The sequence below is a fragment of the Nocardia jiangsuensis genome (assembly GCF_042650385.1).
GTDB lineage: Bacteria > Actinomycetota > Actinomycetes > Mycobacteriales > Mycobacteriaceae > Nocardia > Nocardia jiangsuensis.
Genome location: NZ_JBHSAX010000033.1, coordinates 152,919 through 167,292, shown reverse-complemented (window position 1 = coordinate 167,292; position 14,374 = coordinate 152,919). Strand labels below are relative to the sequence as shown.

Genomic DNA, 14,374 nt, shown 5'->3' with positions numbered 1-14,374 from the left:
ACGTGGCGGCGGGCGGACGAGCCTGGTTCGAGATCTGGGTGCCGCAGCGCCCGCACCTGTGGCGCGCGCCGAAGGTGGTGTTCCCCGACATCAGCGCGATCCCGCGCTTCGCGCTGGACCGCTCCGGCGCGGTGGTGAACGGCGACTGCTACTGGCTCTCGCTGGCCGACCTCGGCGAGCCGGCCGAAGAGCTGGCCGCGCTGCTCATGGGCGTCGCCAACTCCACCCTGGGGCTGCGCTGGTACGACGCGGTCTGCGGGAACCGGCTCTACTCCGGCCGCCGCAGGTGGATCACCCAGTACGTCTCCCGGATGCCGCTCCCGGACCCGGCCACCGCCACCGCGCGCGCGGTCATCGCGCTCTCGGACGAACTACAGGCCGGCCGCCCCTTCGACGCCACCGCGGCCGCGCTGCTGGACGAGCGGGTGCACGCCGCCTTCGGGCTGCGCCCCGGCTCAGGGCCGGGCGCGAACCCCGATCATGGGCAGCAGGGTGCGCCTGGCGAAATCCCGGCCCGCCTCGGCGTCGTCGATCGGGATGAGCCCGTCCGGGGTGAGCGCGAGGGAGAGCGCGAGCCGGGCCATGATCTCGGCGATCAGGTCGGGGTCGAGCTGCTCGGCGGTGCCGGGCTCGCCTAGCTCGCGCAGCTTCTCCGCCAGGTAGGTGCGGCCGATGGCGAGCACGGGCCCCGCGTCGGTGGTGAGCTTGGGCAGGATCAGCTCCGGCTCGGTACGCAGCAGCCTGCGCAGCAGCTGGTTGCCCGCGATCGCTGTGATGAAGGCGACGAAGATCTCCACCAGCTGGTCGTGGGAGCCGCTGACGGTGCGCACCCGGCCGTCGATCTCGGCGACGAAGCGCTGCGCCTCGCGCACCGTGACCGCCTCCACCAGATCGTTCTTGGACTCGAAGCGGCGGTAGAGCGTGGCCGGGCTGATCCCGGCCCGGCGCGCGATCTCGCCCATGCTGGTGCGCTTGATGCCGAAGTCGAGAAAGGCCGAGAAGGCGCTCTCCAGCAACCGCTCGCCGTCGGCCACGGGCTTCTCCAGGATGCGCTGGAGCATCGGTGGAACCGCGGACATCACATCTCCCGTCGACGTGCAGTGATCCGACGAGATTATTTCACCCGCGCGGATCGCCGGTCAGCCACGGGGCAGGTCGAAATCCGCCATCTCCCGCTCGATCGCATTCGCCGCGAAATCCACCCCGCGGCACCGTAACTCGTGGACCCTGCGCTGCAGCGCCTCGATTCCCCCCGGCTGGGCCGCGATGTCGGCCACACTGATCCGCCCCCCCGGACGGTGCATACCCGAACGCTCGTACGCCACCGTGATACCTCCTGCCCACACGCAACGCCCGCGGTAAGCCGGAAGATCCAGCGCCGTGGCGGGGCGCTGTGATCATGTTACCAACGGTGCCAGGTGGTACTCGGGGGTGTGTTGCCGCTCACAGCGGAGTGGCGTCCCGGTGGGGGGTGGTGTTGTGAAGGTACACAGCGGCGTTCAGCTTGATGCCGTCGCGCTCGGCGTCGCCGAGTTCGCGCCGCACCTTGCCCGGAACGCCCGCGACCAGGGAACCGGGCGGAATCCGCGCGCCCTCCGGAATCAGGGCATTGGCCGCGATCAGGCTGCCCGCACCGATCACCGCGCCGTTCAGGACGGTGGCGCCCATGCCGACCAGCACGTCGTCCTCGACGGTGCAGCCGTGCAGGATCGCATTGTGGCCCACCGAGACCCCGCTGCCGACGGTGAGCGGGAAGCCGGGGTCGGAGTGCAGCACGCAGCCGTCCTGGATGTTGCTGCCCGCGCCGACGGCGATGGTCTCCAGATCGGCGCGCAGCACGGCGCCGTACCAGATGCTGACCTCCGCGGCGAGCGTCACCCGGCCGATCACCGTCGCGGTCGGCGCCACCCAGGCGCGTTCGTCGATGTCAGGGGCGTGGCCGCCGATCTCGATTCGCATACCCCGAACCTAGCCGGGCCGGAATTGCGCGCGGTGCCCGGCCGGCGACCCGCTCGACCGTCTCGTCGGTGTTCTCCAGCGGCAGCCCGGCCGCGTCCGCCCGCTGGTGCAGCAGCCACCGCTGCGGGACTGCCGCTTACGTGGCGGGATCGGGTGCGGTGCAGCGGCGCGGCGCGGCGGGGCCCGGACCGGAGGACTGTGCGCCACGATGACCCCATGCGCATCGGAGTACCGCGGGAGATCAAGGAACAGGAGTTCCGGGTGGCGCTGACCCCGGCGGGCGCCGCCGAGCTGGTCCGGCACGGGCACGAGGTGCTGGTCGAGCGGGGCGCGGGTGCGGGGTCCGGGTTCGCGGATGTCGACTACACCGAGTCCGGCGCGATCGCGGTCTCCGAGGCCGACGAGCTCTGGGGCGCGGCCGAGCTGGTGCTCAAGGTGAAGGAGCCGATCGCGGCCGAGTACCCGCGGCTGCGCAGGGGGCAGGTGCTCTTCACCTTCCTGCACCTGGCCGCCTCCCGCGCCTGCACCGAGGCGCTGCTGAGCTCCGGTGTCACCGCGCTCGCCTACGAGACGGTGCGCGCCCCCGACGGCTCGCTGCCGCTGCTCGCGCCGATGAGCGAGGTGGCGGGCAAACTGGCCGCGCAGGTCGGGGCGTACCACCTGATGGCGCCGCTGGGCGGGGCCGGGGTGCTGCCCGGCGGGGTGCCAGGGGTGCGGCCGTGCGAGGTGGTCGTGCTCGGCGGCGGGGTGGCAGGCGCCTGCGCGGCCGAGGTGGCCGCCGGGATGGGCGCGCAGGTGACCGTGCTCGACACCAACCAGGCCAGGCTGCGCGAGCTGGAGGTGCGCTTCGGCGGCCGGATCGTCACCGTCGCGTCCAACGACACCGAGATCGAGCGGGCGGTGCGCGGCGCCGACCTGGTGATCGGCTCGGTGCTGGTGCCGGGCGCGCGGGCGCCGAAGCTGGTCTCCACCGCGCTGGTCGGGCGGATGCGACCGGGCGCTGTGCTGGTGGATATCGCCATCGACCAGGGCGGCTGCTTCGCCGACTCACGCCCGACCACGCACGCCGCCCCGACCTTCCGGGTGGCGGATGCGCTCTTCTACTGCGTCGCCAACATGCCGGGCGCGGTCCCGCACACCGCCACGGTCGCCCTCACCAATGCCACGCTGCCCGCGGTGCGCACCATCGCGGACCGCGGGGTGCGCGCCGCGTGCCGAGCGGACCGCGGGCTGGTCGCCGGGCTCACCGTGGCGAACGGGAAGCTCTTCTCACCGGAGGTCGGTGCGGCGCACGGCATCCCGGTCACCGCACCCGACCTGGACTGATCACTCCGGGTCGGTGAGGTACCAGTCCGGCTCGCCGGCCTCGGGCAGGTCGTGCAGCTTGTCCGGGTTGCGGACGACGTGGATGGCGGTGATCCGGCCCGCGTCGACGGTGAAGGCGAAGACCCCGGTGTGGTTGCCGTCGAAGACGAGCAGCCCCGGCCTGCCGTTGACCAGCACCGCCCGGCCCCAGCCGTGCTTCGCGGCCGGTGCGTGGTACCAGCCGACCAGCAGCTTGGCGACCAGTTCGGCGCCGGCGACCGGTCTGCGGATGGCGGGCACCTTGCCGCCGCCGTCGGCGGTCATGCTGACCTTCTCGTCCAGGACGCCGAGCAGCGCGGCGAGGTCGCCGGAGCGCCAGGCCAGCGCGAAGGCGGAGACCACCCGCTCGTGCTCGTCCGGCGAGGCGGGGAAGCGCGGGGTGCCGTCCTCCACCCGCTTGCGGGCGCGCGAGGCGAGCTGCCTGACCGCGGCCGGGGTGCGGCCGACCACGTCGGCGACCTCGGGGCCGCTCATGCCGAAGACGTCCTGCAGCACGAAGGCGGTGCGCTCAGCGGGGGAGAGTGATTCGAGGACGACCAGGAGCGCGGTGGTCACCCGTTCGTCCTGGGTGACGCGGTCGGCGGGGTCGGTCGACGCGGTCACCTCCGGCTCGGGGAGCCACTCGCCGACGTACTGCTCCCGGCGTACGCGGGCCGAGCCGAGGTGGTCGAGCGCGAGCCGGCCGGTTGCGGTGCTGAGCCAGGCGCGCAGGTTCTCGATCGGGGCGCCGCCGGACTCGGTGTGCCGCTGCAGCCGCAGCCACGCCTCCTGCACCACGTCGTCGGCGTCGGCCAGGCTGCCGAGCGTGCTGTAGGCGAGTCTGCGCAGGTAGGGCCGGTGTTGCTCGAATTCGCGCGCGAGCGCGGTCGTCTCGTCGGTCATGCCGTCCGCCGTTCGTCTCTCGGGCCGTCGTCGGGTGGACGATGTGGCCGTTCCGAGTGTGACAGGACCGGATAGTGTCGCCGGGTGTCCGTCTCCACCTCCATCGGTCTCGCGCTCGGCTTCGCCATCGACCGGGCGTTCGGTGATCCGCGGCGGTGGCATCCGGTGGCGGGGTTCGGGAGCGCCGCGCTCGCGCTGGAGCGGGTGACGTATCGCGATGCGCGGGTGGCCGGGGTGGTGCACGAGGTGGTCGCGGTGGGCTCGGTGCTCGCGCTGGGGCGTGTCGTCGGGCGGGGCGGCTGGCCCGTGGTCGCGCTCGCCACGTGGACCGTTCTCGGCGGTACCAGCCTGGCTCGGACCGGGCGGCGGATGGCGGATGCGCTGGAGTCCGGGGACATCGCGGCCGCGCGGGCGCTGCTGCCCGCGCTCTGCGGGCGCGATCCGGAGTACCTCGATGCCGACGGGCTCGCGCGGGCCGCGCTGGAGTCCATTGCCGAGAACACGTCGGACGCGACCGTCGCCCCGTTGTTCTGGGGTGCGGTCGCGGGCGTGCCCGGGCTGCTCGGGTACCGCGCGGTGAACACCCTCGACGCCATGATCGGGTACCGGAACGCGCGCTACCTGCGCTTCGGGTGGGCGGCCGCGCGCGTCGACGACCTCGCCAATCTGGTACCCGCCCGGCTCGCCGGGGCACTCACCGTCGTGCTCGCGCCGCTGCTCGGCGGCAGTGCCGTGGGCGCGCTCGCCGCCTGGCGCCGGGATGCCGGGGCGCACCCGAGCCCCAACGCCGGGGTCGCCGAGGCCTCCGCCGCCGGCGCCCTCGGCATCCGCCTGGGCGGGCCGACCCGCTACGAGCACGGCACCGAACTCCGCCCGGTCCTCGGCTCCGGCCGTGCCCCCGAGGTCAGGGACCTCCGCCGGGCCGTGCTGCTCTCCGAGCTGGTCCAGCTCGGAGCGGTGCTCGTCGCCGTCGCCGGGGCAGGGGTGTTGTCACCCCGGGGAGGCGGCGCTGAGCCGTCGGCGTTCCGACCCTAGGTCAGCGTCGCGAGCGGCCGTACCGGTCGGCCAGCCGCTGCTCGGTCGAGACCGGCTCGGGCGAGGCGACCTCGGAGACCTCTGCGACCGGGGCGGATCCACCCTTCTCGGCCCGCCGGGCGCGGATCTCGGCGTACGCGAAGTACCCCAACCCGAGCGGCGCCATCACCCCGAACGCCAGCCACTGCAACCCGTACGACAGGTACGGCCCGGAGTCGAGCTGCGGCAGCGGACTCGGCGTGAAAACCCCGGCCTGCCCCGCGTCGACCTGCAGATACCCACCCCGCCCCCCGGTGGGCACGCTGGTCAGCGGCACCCCGAGCAGCTCGGCCTGCTGCCCGGTGTCGATGGAGTACACCTGCCGGAACCCGTCCTGCGTCGACGGCGCCCGATCCGGCGCCACCCCCTCGCTGTCCCGCACCCGCGCCTCGATCCGCTGCGGCCCGGCGGGCGGGTCGGGAACGGCGGGCGGCCGCGACCCGTCCACCGCCTTCACCAGCCCGCGGTCGACCAGCAGCACCCGGCCGTCGTCCAGCCGGAAGGCGCCGAGCACGGTGTATGCGGGCGCACCGTCCAGGTGCCGCAGCCGGACCAGGACGGTGCTGTCCGGCAGGTAGGCGCCGGTGGCGGTGACCCGGCGCCACTCCACCTCGTCCGGCCGCACCCCGGAGTCGGCGGCGAGCAGCTCGCCGATCTCCACCGGCTCGGCCCGCACCGAATCGGCGATCAGCTGGTTGCGGTGTTCGGTGCTGGTGTTCTTGCCGAGCTGCCACGGCGCGAGCACGGTGAAGCACAGGTAGGCGAAGCCGGCCACCAGCGCGGCCAGGATCAGCCAGCTGGGCCGGAGCAGGAAGGCGAGGCGGCGCATCAGCGCGGCCCCCCGGCGAGTTCGGCGCGCACCCAGTCGAGCAGGCCGGGTACCGCGGCCTCGATCTGGGCGCGGACCAGATCGAAGCCGTCGTCCGCGCCGTAGTACGGGTCGGGGACGTCCTGGCCGTCGGCGGCCGGGTCGAAGCTGCGCAGCAGCCGGCGGCGGCCGGCGGGCACGCCGAGCCGGGCGAGGGCGCGCTCGTGGCCGGTGTCGAGCGCGACGACCAGGTCGGCGTCCCGGTGCGCGGCGCCGAACTGCGCGGCGACGTGCGCGTCGGCGTAGCCGTTGCGACGCAGCACCGCGGCGGTGCGCGGGTCGGCCGGGTTGCCGACGTGCCAGTCGTCGGTGCCTGCGCTGGTCACCCGCACCCGCTCGGCCAGCCCGGCCCGCTCCAGATGCGATTCGAAGACCCGCGCCGCCATCGGCGATCGGCAGATGTTGCCGGTACAGACGAAGGACACGTGCAGCTCACCCACACCGCCATTGTCCCCGCGGCCGCAGGTGCCCGGCCACGTAGGGTGTGCGGACGTGCCCGAGGACACCATCGACCACGCCGCGCTGCGGCACCACGGCGACGTGGAGGCGGGCCCGGGCATGCTCGATTTCGCGGTGAACGTACGCGGCAACGCGCCGCCGCCGTGGTTGCGGGAGCGGCTCGCGGCGCGGCTGGGCGACCTGGCGCGGTACCCGGCCGCCGGTGACGAGCGGCGGGCGCGGGCGGCGGTGGCGGGCAGGCACGGGCGGAGCCAGGAGGAGGTGCTGCTGCTCGGTGGCGCCGCCGAGGGGTTCGCGCTGCTGCCGAAGCTGGGGTCGCGCGCGGCCGTCGTGCTGCACCCCTCGTTCACCGAGCCGGAGCTCGCGCTGCGCGCGGCCGGGGTCCCGGTGCGCAGGGTCGTTCTGGAGCCGCCCTACACCCTCGATCCCGGTGCGGTGCCGGACGACGCCGACCTGGTGGTGCTCGGCAACCCGACCAACCCGACCTCGGTGCTGCACCCCGCGGCCGCGATCACCGCGCTGCGCAGGCCGGGGCGGGTGCTCGTGGTCGACGAGGCCTTCCTGGACGCGGTCCCCGGCGAACCCGAGTCACTGGCCGGGTTCGCGGCGCCGGACGTCCTGGTCCTGCGCAGCCTGACCAAGACCTGGGCGCTCGCCGGCCTGCGCTGCGGCTACCTCCTCGGTGCCCCCGAGTTGCTGGCCAGGCTGGCGCACGGCCGCCCGCACTGGCCGCTCGGCACCCTGCAGCTCGAGGCGATCACCGCCACCGCCGAGCCGGGCGCCGTCGCCGGGGCCGGGCGCGAGGCGCTGACCATCGCCGCCGAACGCGAAGCGATGATCGCCGAGCTGCGCGCCATCGGCATCGCCGTGCACACCCCGGCCGCGGCGCCGTTCCTCCTGCTGGAGACCCCGGACGCCACCGCCCTCCGCACCCACCTCGCCGGCAACGGCATCGCGGTCCGCCGCGCCGACACCTTCCCCGGCCTCACCCCCGACCACCTCCGCGTCGCCGTCCGCGACGCCACCGCCGTAGCTGCCCTGACCACCGCCATCCGCGACCACCGTGCCGGTGCCGCCCCCGACCACCCCGCACCGACAGGACGGATCCCGCGCCCATGACCACCCTGGCCGAACTGACCGCGATCCTCGACACCGCCTACCCCCCGTCGCTTGCCGAATCCTGGGACTCCGTCGGCCTGGTCTGCGGCGACCCGGCCGAACCCGTGCACCGCGTGCACTTCGCCGTCGACGCCACCGAGGCCGTGGTCACCGAGGCGATCGAGGCGGGGGCGCAGGCCCTGGTCGCACACCACCCCCTGCTGCTGCGCGGCGTGGACACCGTCGCCGCGGACACCCCGAAGGGCGCCCTCCTGCACCGCCTCATCCGCGCCGGCTGCGCCCTCTTCACCGCGCACACCAATGCCGACTCCGCCGCCCCCGGCGTCTCCGACGCACTCGCCGAGGCGCTCGGCCTCACCGACCTCCGCCCACTCGACCCGCAGGACGCGGCCCCGGTGGACAACTGGACCGTCCAGGTCCCGCACGAGCACACCGAAGCGGTGGCCGCCGCCCTCTTCGCCGCGGGCGCGGGCGGCACCGGCAACTACCGCGACTGCGCCTCGATCACCCCGTCCACCGGCCAGTTCCGCCCGGTGGCAGGCGCGAACCCGGCCGTCGGCACGAAGGGCGAGCTGACCCGCGTCCCGGAGGATCACCTCGAGGTGATCGCCCCGCCCGGCCGCCGCACCGAAGTACTCGCCGCGCTGCGCGGCGCGCACCCGTACGAGGAGCCCGCCTTCCACATCAGCACCCGCGCCGCCCTCCCCACCGGCACCGGCCTCGGCCGCATCGGCACCCTGCCCACCCCGGAAACCCTGCGCGCCTTCACCGCGCGCGCCGCCGCCGCGCTCCCCGCCACCGCGTGGGGCGTCCGCGCCGCGGGCGACCCGGAGCGCGTCCTGCGGACGGTCGCGGTGTGCGGCGGCGCCGGAGATTCCTTCCTCGGCACGGTCGCGCGGATCGGAGTCGACGCCTACCTCACCGCCGACCTGCGGCACCACCCCGCCGACGAGCACCTGCGCGCGGGCGGCCCGGCGCTGATCGACGCCGCGCACTGGGCCACCGAATTTCCCTGGTGCGCACAGGCCGCGGCGCTGGTCCGGCACGCGCTGCCGGGGCTGACCACGCACGTGTCGGCGCTGCGCACCGACCCGTGGACCGTCGGCTGCGGGCACTGAGCGGCGAACGGCGCGTCACGCGGAGGTGACGGCTCGGTTCCGTACCCGATTCGCCCGAGATTCCCGCTCCGGCAGGGGTATAACCACGGCATGAGTTACCCGGTGGATTTCGGGGTGCTGCAGGTCGGTCTGATCGTTGCGATCGTCGTCGCGGTGGCACTGCTGGTTTCGGCGTTGGTCCGTATGCGCAGATTCGGCCTGCGCGCCCTACTCGGCCGCGGCACGAGCGGCGTCGTGCTGCTCGTCGCCGCCCTGCTCCTGCTCTGGGTGGTCACCCTGGTGCAGACCTACCTCGGGTTGGCCGGCGAGGTGAAGGCCGCGCACGTGGTCGCCACCCCCGTTGCCGGGCAGGAGCATCGGATGGAGGTGCGGGTCACGCTCTTCGGCGACGACCAGCACGAGGAGCGCACCGAGACCTACCAGGTGGAGGGCGACCTCTGGGTGCTGCAGGCCAACATCGTCGAGCTGGAGCCGTGGGTGAACGCGCTCGGCTTCCACTCCGGGTACAAGGTGACCAGGCTCTACGGCCAGCGGCTGGACGGCGTCGCGACCGCGCAGAACCACGTCTTCCTGAACGGCGAGGACCGCGACTTCTTCCAGGACATGGACGAGGGCCGCTGGTACACCGAGCCCTTCGTGCGCTCGGCCTACGGCAACGCGGTGATCGCGACGCCGGGCGAGTTCGACGTGTTCATCTCGCGCGACGCCATCAAGACCAGGCCCGCCGAGTAGGCACCCCGCTGCGCGGTACGGTGGTGGACCGGCTCGTGCCACCCGCCCCCGTACCCCAGGAGTCTGCCCGCAGTGAATGTCGAACCATCGATCCAGGCCGCGCTGCTCCGGCTCGCGGCCGCCGATGCCGAGCTGTCGCGGATCGCGCACCGGCGGAAGGTGCTGCCCGAGCAGCAGGAGGTGGACCGGCTGGAGGCGGAGCGCAACACCCAGAAGGACGCCGCGGTCAAGGTCGAGATCGAGATCGACGACCTGGATCGCGACATCCGCAAGCTGGAGGGCGAGGTCGAGGCGGTCCGCAAGCGCGAGGAGCGCGACCGCACCATGCTCACCTCCGGCGCGGTGCACGCCAAGCAGCTCACCGACCTGGAGCACGAGCTGGCCAGCCTGGAGCGGCGCCGCGGCGCGCTGGAGGACGACCTGCTCGAGGTGATGGAGCGGCGTGAGGCGTCGGCGGCCGACCACGACCACGCGGGCGCCAGGCTGAGCAGGGCCGAAGCGGAGCTGACCGACGCGCAGCGGCGGCGCGACGAGGCCGTCGCCGATCTCGACGTCGCGCAGCGGCGCTGCGAGAACGACCGGGCCGGGCTGGTCGGGCAGTTCTCCGGTGAGCTGCTCGCGCTCTACGACAAGCAGCGCGCGGCGCACGGCGTCGGGGCGGCGCTGCTGCAGGCGCGGCGCTGCGGCGCCTGCCGGATCGAGCTGGACCGCGGCGAGATCGGCCGGATCGCCAAGACCGAGCCGGATGTGGTGCTGCGCTGCCCGGAGTGCGGGGCGATCCTGGTGCGCACCAAGGAATCGGGGCTGTGAGCGCCCGGCCGGACACGGTGGTCGTCGAGGCGGACGGAGGGTCGCGCGGCAATCCCGGACCGGCCGGGTACGGCGCGGTGGTGTTCGACGCGGAGCGCGCCGAGGTGCTCGCCGAGCGGCGCGCGAGCATCGGGGTGGCCACGAACAATGTCGCGGAGTATCGCGGGCTGATCGCAGGCCTCGAGGCGGCCGTCGAGCTCGGGGCGGCCAGGGTCGAGGTCCGGATGGATTCGAAACTCGTGGTCGAGCAGCTCTCCGGGCGCTGGAAGGTCAAGCACGCGTCGATGATCCCGCTGGCCGAGGAGGCGCGCGGCCTGGTCGCGAAGTTCGACGCCGTCACCTTCACCTGGATTCCGCGCGCGCGCAACAGCCATGCCGACCGCCTCGCCAACGAGGCGATGGACGCCGCCGCCGGCGTCGAGGTGCCGCCGCTCGCCGCGGAAGCCGGTGGCGTGGGCGGTCGGCCCGCGCAGCCGAGCCCCGCCGCCTCCGGCGCCGGGCGAGCGGTAGCGAGCGAAGACTCGCTCAACGGGCGCGACCGCGCACCGGGCTGGACCGGGGCCAGGGGCGCGCCGACGCGCCTCCTGCTCCTGCGCCACGGCCGCACCGCCCTCTCGGTCGAACGCCGCTACTCCGGCCCCGGCAACCCGCCCCTGGACGAGGTCGGCGAAGAGCAGGCCGCCCGCGCGGCGGCGATGCTCGCGACCCGCGGCGGCATCGACGCCGTCGTCTGCTCGCCCCTGGCCCGCGCGCACGCGACCGCGACGGCCGCGGCAGCGGCTCTCGGCCTGCGCGCCGAGGTCGTCGACGACCTGATCGAAACCGACTTCGGCACCTGGGAGGGGCTCACCTTCACCGAGGCGGCCACCCGCGACCCCGACGCGCACGCCGCCTGGCTCGGCGACCCCGCCCTCCCGCCGCCCGGTGGCGAGAGCTTCGCGGCGGTGCGCGCCAGGATCGAGCGCGCCCGCGACGACCTGCTCGCCCGCTTCCCGGAGCGGACCGTGCTCGTGGTCAGCCACGTGACCCCGATCAAGACCATGCTGCAGCTGGCGCTGGATGTCGGCCCGACCCTGCTGTACCGCCTGCACCTCGATCTCGCCGCGCTCTCCATCGCCGAGTTCTACCCGGACGGCGGCGCCTCGGTCCGGCTGGTGAACGACACCTCGTACCTCTAGAACACCGGCACTGACCTGCGGTTCTTCTCCCATGGCGCGGCCACCGGCCGGAGTGACCGCGAATTATCGCGCATCGCAAGGCTTTCCGCCCGCCGAACCGGGAAGCCTGCGGTGAATCTCACTCCGGATCGTTTCCGGCCCCGGCCGCCGGTAGGCTTTCACGCGGTCAAGCACGGACATCTCCCTCCTCCCGGTGAAACCGGTTGTGAGCAGGGCATTCTCGCGAGGTGGTGCCGGTGCGCCCCGGGCTGCGTTGCCGGGGATGTTCGATGGGAGTGCACGTTCTATGGTCGGTCCGGCGAAGGTCGTTGTGCTCGGTGCCGGGATCGGTGGATTGACCGCGGCGGTCGCGCTCCGGCACGCCGGAATCGGCGTCGAGGTCTACGAGGCCGGGCCGGAGCTGCGCGCGCAGGGCTCGGCGCTCTCGGTGCAGTCCAATGCCGTCCACGCGCTGCGCACGCTCGGCCCCGAGCTGGAGCGGGAGCTGCTGGAGCGCGGCGCCAGGGTCGAGAGCTTCCGCTTCTGCCGCCCGGACGGGAAACCGCTGCGGGAGCTGCCGGTCGGCAAGCAGGAGGAGCGGCTGGGCGCGCCGAGCATCGCGATCCACCGCGCCGACCTGCACGCCGCGCTGCGCGCCGCGGCCGGTGACACCCCCATCCACCTGGACGCCCGCGCCACCCGCTTCGTCGACGGCCCCGACCACGTGCGGGTCGAGTTCGCCGACGGCCGGGTCGCCGAGGGCGACGCGCTGATCGGCGCCGACGGCATCCACAGCGTGGTCCGCGCCCAGCTGCACGGCCGCGCCGACCCGCGCCCCGGCGGCTTCGTCTGCTGGCTGGCCTGCATCCCGTTCGAGCACGCGGCGGTCGGGCCGGGCTCGTCGACGCACTACTGGGGCACCGGAATGCGGTTCGGGCTGCACGACATCGGGCACGGCCGGGTGTACTGGTGGGGCACGAAGACGCTGCCCGCCGCCGAGGCCGCCGACTGGAAGGGCGGCAAGGCCGAGCTGCTCGAGCTCTACGCCGACTGGGCGCCCGAGGTGCGCGCCTGCATCGAGCAGACCGACGAGGACGCCGTTCTCGCGGTGCCCGCCCAGGATCGCCCGCCGCTCACCGCGTGGGGCCGGGGCCGGGTGACGCTGCTCGGCGACGCCGCGCACCCCATGCTGCCCGCGCTCGCCCAGGGCGCCAACGCCGCCATCGAGGACGCCGTCGCGCTGGCCTCCGCGCTGCGCTCCGCGGTCGACCCGGCGCACGGGCTGCGGCGCTACGAGCGGTCCCGGATCGAGCGCTCGGCCATGTTCGTCGACGGCTCGCGCAGCCTCAGCATGATCGAGCAGACCACCGACGCGAAGCTGGTCGCGCTGCGCAACACCTACTTCCGTCTCGCGCCGACCGAGTTCTTCCTGCGCGAGCTGAGCAAGCCGATGTCCTTCCCGTCGCTCACGGGCCCGGTGGCCGAGCTGCCGCGCGCGCTCACCCCGGCCGAGCGCTGGCACTGGATCGCCGACCAGCTGGCGCCGCTGCACGTGGTGGCGCGGGCGCGGGTGCACGGAACGGTCGAGCCGGAGCGGCTGCGCGCGGCGCTGGCCGAGGTGCAGCGCAGGCACCCCGCGCTGCGGGTCGCGGTGCGCGCGGAGCCGGACGGCACCGAGCCCGAGTTCGTGCCTGCGGAGCGGGAGATCCCGCTGCGCGAGGTGACCGCCGCCGAGCCGGAGCGGTGGCTCGCCGAGATCGACGGCACCGAGCTCGCCGAGCCGTTCGACACCGCCGCGGGCCCGCTCGCCCGCGCGGTGCTGGTGCACGCCGCGGACGGGTCGGGGGCGGATCTGCTGATCACCCTGCACCATGCCGTCGGCGACGGGGAGAGCGCGCTGACCGTGGCCGAGCAGGTGCTGCGGGTCGCGGCGGGCGAGGCGGGGGAGTACCCGGCCGCGCCGGTGCGGCCCGGCGCGGAGGAGTTCTTCCCGGATGGCGTCGGCGGGGCCAGGCACCTGGCCTCCTCGGTGCTGCGTGATCAGCAGGCTCGATTCAAGAAGGCGAAGCGCCTGCGGCCGACCGAGCTGGCCGAGCCGGCGCAGCGGCGCAGCCGGGTGCTGCACCGCCGGATCGACGGCGACCGGCTGGAGGTGCTGCTGGCCCGGTGCGCGCAGCACGGGGTCGGGGTGCGGGCGGCGGTCGCGGCGGCGCTGATCGGCGCCGCCGCGCGGGAGGCGGGGGTCGAGGAGCCCGCCACCTACGCCATCGGCAGCCTGCTGAACTTCCGGGAGCACCTGCCGGTCTCGGATGCCGAGGTCGGCGTCTACCAGGGGCTGATCAGCTCCACCGCGGAGTACGCGCCGTGGACGCCGCTGTGGCAGGTCGCCACCGAGCTGGCGGGGGCGCTCGGCACCAGGCTCGCCGATCGGGATCATCTCGCCGCGCTCGAGCTGCTCCGGCTGACGTCGCCCAAGTCGGCCGCGAAGGCCGGGTCGGCGGTGACGATGATGGACAAGAACGGCCCCGGCCACCTGTGTCTCACCTACCTGGAGCGCCCCGCGTTCCCGGACAAGCTCGGCGCGTGGCGGATCTCCGGCGCGCAGTTCGTGGCGGGCATGTCGGTCTGCGGCTTCGTCTCGGCGACCGCGACCGTGCTCAACGGCGAGCTGGCGATCAACCTCGGCTACGTCGAGCCCGCCGTCTCCGCGGAGCGGGCGGAGCGGCTGGCCGACGAGACGGTGCGGGGGCTGCTCGGCGCGCTCTGACCCGATTCGCACGCGCCACGATCTTCGCGACCGCTGGCGGGGTCCGCGTCCAGGCACGGCTCGG

At 74.3% G+C, this 14,374-nt stretch carries 14 protein-coding genes; 8 read left to right on the top strand and 6 right to left on the bottom strand.

The genetic code is table 11. The features are described from left to right. Window positions 1-455: 455 nt before the first annotated feature. The 3 genes from ACFO0B_RS29315 to ACFO0B_RS29305 form a co-directional block, all read right to left on the bottom strand. Window positions 456-1,079 (bottom strand): TetR/AcrR family transcriptional regulator, encoded by a 624-nt coding sequence (locus ACFO0B_RS29315; RefSeq protein ID WP_378616546.1) that lies wholly within the window; start codon window positions 1,077-1,079, stop codon window positions 456-458. Window positions 1,080-1,139: 60 nt separating this feature from the next. After that, window positions 1,140-1,325, bottom strand: coding sequence for a hypothetical protein (locus tag ACFO0B_RS29310; RefSeq protein ID WP_067654953.1), 186 nt, complete (start codon window positions 1,323-1,325; stop codon window positions 1,140-1,142). A 118-nt stretch (window positions 1,326-1,443) separates the two neighbouring features. Next, window positions 1,444-1,959 carry a gamma carbonic anhydrase family protein gene (locus ACFO0B_RS29305; protein ID WP_378616544.1) on the bottom strand — a complete coding sequence of 172 codons (516 nt, stop codon included), beginning with the start codon at window positions 1,957-1,959 and terminating at the stop codon, window positions 1,444-1,446. A 216-nt stretch (window positions 1,960-2,175) separates the two neighbouring features. Here ACFO0B_RS29305 and ald point away from each other — a divergent pair, with 216 nt between their 5' ends. Then, a complete protein-coding gene (gene ald, locus ACFO0B_RS29300) occupies window positions 2,176-3,285 on the top strand; it encodes an alanine dehydrogenase (protein WP_378616542.1) in 1,110 nt (369 codons plus the stop codon). Here the strand turns inward: ald and sigJ are convergent, their stop codons facing one another. After that, on the bottom strand, window positions 3,286-4,206 hold the full coding sequence (gene sigJ / locus ACFO0B_RS29295) for an RNA polymerase sigma factor SigJ (protein ID WP_378616540.1): 921 nt from the start codon (window positions 4,204-4,206) through the stop codon (window positions 3,286-3,288). It lies immediately after the preceding gene. Window positions 4,207-4,290: 84 nt separating this feature from the next. Between sigJ and ACFO0B_RS29290 the strand changes: the two genes are divergently transcribed. Continuing rightward, the gene (locus ACFO0B_RS29290) at window positions 4,291-5,241 is read left to right on the top strand and encodes a cobalamin biosynthesis protein (RefSeq protein WP_378616538.1); all 951 of its coding nucleotides are present in this window, start codon (window positions 4,291-4,293) and stop codon (window positions 5,239-5,241) included. A gap of 1 nt (window position 5,242) precedes the next feature. On the opposite strand, the gene ACFO0B_RS29285 is transcribed toward ACFO0B_RS29290, so the two are convergent. Continuing rightward, the gene (locus ACFO0B_RS29285) at window positions 5,243-6,109 is read right to left on the bottom strand and encodes an SURF1 family cytochrome oxidase biogenesis protein (protein ID WP_378616536.1); all 867 of its coding nucleotides are present in this window, start codon (window positions 6,107-6,109) and stop codon (window positions 5,243-5,245) included. After that, window positions 6,109-6,534, bottom strand: coding sequence for a low molecular weight protein-tyrosine-phosphatase (locus ACFO0B_RS29280; RefSeq protein WP_378617281.1), 426 nt, complete (start codon window positions 6,532-6,534; stop codon window positions 6,109-6,111). The genes ACFO0B_RS29285 and ACFO0B_RS29280 overlap by 1 nt, the downstream gene beginning before the upstream one ends. Window positions 6,535-6,640: 106 nt before the next feature. Between ACFO0B_RS29280 and cobC the strand changes: the two genes are divergently transcribed. The 6 genes from cobC (at window position 6,641) to ACFO0B_RS29250 (ending at window position 14,310) form a co-directional block, all read left to right on the top strand. Continuing rightward, the gene (cobC, locus tag ACFO0B_RS29275) at window positions 6,641-7,726 is read left to right on the top strand and encodes an Rv2231c family pyridoxal phosphate-dependent protein CobC (protein ID WP_378616534.1); all 1,086 of its coding nucleotides are present in this window, start codon (window positions 6,641-6,643) and stop codon (window positions 7,724-7,726) included. Beyond that, window positions 7,723-8,844 (top strand): Nif3-like dinuclear metal center hexameric protein, encoded by a 1,122-nt coding sequence (locus ACFO0B_RS29270; RefSeq protein ID WP_378616532.1) that lies wholly within the window; start codon window positions 7,723-7,725, stop codon window positions 8,842-8,844. The genes cobC and ACFO0B_RS29270 overlap by 4 nt, the downstream gene beginning before the upstream one ends. 90 nt (window positions 8,845-8,934) lie before the next feature. Then, window positions 8,935-9,576, top strand: a complete 642-nt coding sequence (locus tag ACFO0B_RS29265; RefSeq protein ID WP_378616530.1) for a hypothetical protein — start codon at window positions 8,935-8,937, stop codon at window positions 9,574-9,576. Between the two features lie 72 nt (window positions 9,577-9,648). Continuing rightward, window positions 9,649-10,386: a zinc ribbon domain-containing protein gene (locus ACFO0B_RS29260; protein WP_378616528.1), complete on the top strand. Its 738-nt coding sequence runs from the start codon at window positions 9,649-9,651 to the stop codon at window positions 10,384-10,386. Next, a complete protein-coding gene (locus tag ACFO0B_RS29255) occupies window positions 10,383-11,564 on the top strand; it encodes a bifunctional RNase H/acid phosphatase (RefSeq protein ID WP_378616526.1) in 1,182 nt (393 codons plus the stop codon). The genes ACFO0B_RS29260 and ACFO0B_RS29255 overlap by 4 nt, the downstream gene beginning before the upstream one ends. A gap of 286 nt (window positions 11,565-11,850) precedes the next feature. Further along, window positions 11,851-14,310, top strand: a complete 2,460-nt coding sequence (locus ACFO0B_RS29250) for an FAD-dependent monooxygenase (RefSeq protein ID WP_378616524.1) — start codon at window positions 11,851-11,853, stop codon at window positions 14,308-14,310. The last annotated feature ends 64 nt before the right edge of the window (window positions 14,311-14,374 follow it).